This is a genomic window from Rhizobacter sp. (assembly GCF_031412075.1).
Classification (GTDB): domain Bacteria; phylum Pseudomonadota; class Gammaproteobacteria; order Burkholderiales; family Burkholderiaceae_C; genus Rhizobacter.
Genome location: NZ_JANOCG010000416.1, coordinates 1 through 1596, shown reverse-complemented (window position 1 = coordinate 1596; position 1596 = coordinate 1). Strand labels below are relative to the sequence as shown.

Here is a 1596-nt window from a genome sequence, read left to right as displayed (position 1 = left end):
CCTGATCCAGCGCGCGGCCACCGCGGGGAAACACATCTTCTGCGAGAAGCCGGTGGACCTGTCGGTTTCGCGCGCGGCCGAGTGCGCGGCGGCAGTGAAGGCCGCGAACGTCGGCTGCATGATCGGTTTCCAGCGCCGCTTCGACCCGACGTTTGCCGAAGCGCAGGCACGGCTGGCGCGCGGCGAGATCGGCGTGCCGGAAATGCTGGTGGTCACCAGCCGCGACCCCGGCGCGCCGCCGGCCGAGTACTTGAAGGGTTCGGGCGGCATCTTTCGCGACATGCTGATCCATGACTTCGACATCTTCCGCTGGATTCTGTGCACCGACCTCGGCGACGGCGGCGACGTGGCCGACACGCTGTACGCCACCGGCTCGGTGCTGGTCGACCCGGCCATTGCCGACGTGCCCGACATCGACTGCAGCGCGGTCACCATCCGCACCAAGAAGGGCCGCCTGGCCCAGATCAACACCAGCCGCCGCGCCGCCTACGGCTACGACCAGCGCTTCGAGGTGCTGGGCTCGCAGGGCCTCTTGCAGTGCGGCAACCACCGGCCGACCGAAGTGCTGCAGCTCGACGCCACCAGCGTGCGTGCCGACAAGCCCGAGCACTTCTTCCTGCAGCGCTACCGCGAGGCCTACCGGCTCGAGCTGGCGCACTTCTTCGAGTGCCTGCAGAGCGGCCAGCCGTTCCGCACCACGGTGGACGACGGCGTGGAAGCGCAGAGGCTGGCCGATGCCGCTGCGCAGTCGCTGGCCAGCGGCCAGGTGGTGAAGCTGTGAGCGGGGAGCCGCTGCGCATCGGCATCGTGGGCCTGGGCCGCATGGGCCAGCGCCATGCCGAGCAACTGGCGCTGCGCACCCGTGGCGCACGGCTGGTGGCGGCCTGCAGCCCGAACATCGACGAACACGCGTGGGCGCGCGATCAGCTCGGCATCATCAGCGGAGCGCTGTACGCCGACTACGCCGCAATGCTGCGCGACCCGCAGGTGCAGGCCGTCGTCATCGCCACGCCGACGACGCTGCACGCCGAGCAGACCATCGCCGCGCTGCAAGCCGGCAAGCATGTCTTCGTCGAAAAGCCGCTGGCGCTGGACGTGGCCACCTGCGAAAGCGTCGAGGCCGTGGCGCGGCAGCATCCGGAACTCACCGCGATGGTCGGCTTCGTGCGCCGCTTCGACCGCCATTACCAGGAGGCCAAGGCGCAGATCGACGCCGGCCGCGTGGGCCGGCCCTTCCTGGTGCGCTCGCAAACCTGCGACATGAACGACCCCGACGGCTTCTTCGTGCGCTTCGCACCCACCTCGGGCGGCATCTTCCTGGATTGCAGCGTGCACGACATCGACCTGGCGCGCTGGATGCTCGGCAACCCGAAAGCCCTGCGCGCCTTCGCCACCGGCACCATCGCGCTGCACCCCGGCCTGGCCGCGTGCGGCGACGTCGACAACGGCCTGGCCATCGTCGAGTTCGAAGGCGGCGCGCGAGCCCAGTTCTACGCCAGCCGCACCCTGGCCCACGGCCACGAAACCAGCACCGAAGTGATCGGCACAGCAGGCAGCGTGAGCGTGGGCGTGGGCGCCCACCGCGACCGCGTGCAA

Annotated in this window: 2 protein-coding genes; both read left to right on the top strand. The window is 70.1% G+C overall.

The annotated features are described in order from the left end of the window. A partial coding sequence (locus RMO40_RS15690; protein ID WP_309723318.1) for a Gfo/Idh/MocA family oxidoreductase occupies positions 1–781 on the top strand: 781 nt, incomplete at its 5' end. Then, a partial coding sequence (locus RMO40_RS15685; RefSeq protein WP_309723316.1) for a Gfo/Idh/MocA family oxidoreductase occupies positions 778–1596 on the top strand: 819 nt, incomplete at its 3' end. The genes RMO40_RS15690 and RMO40_RS15685, both read left to right, overlap by 4 nt.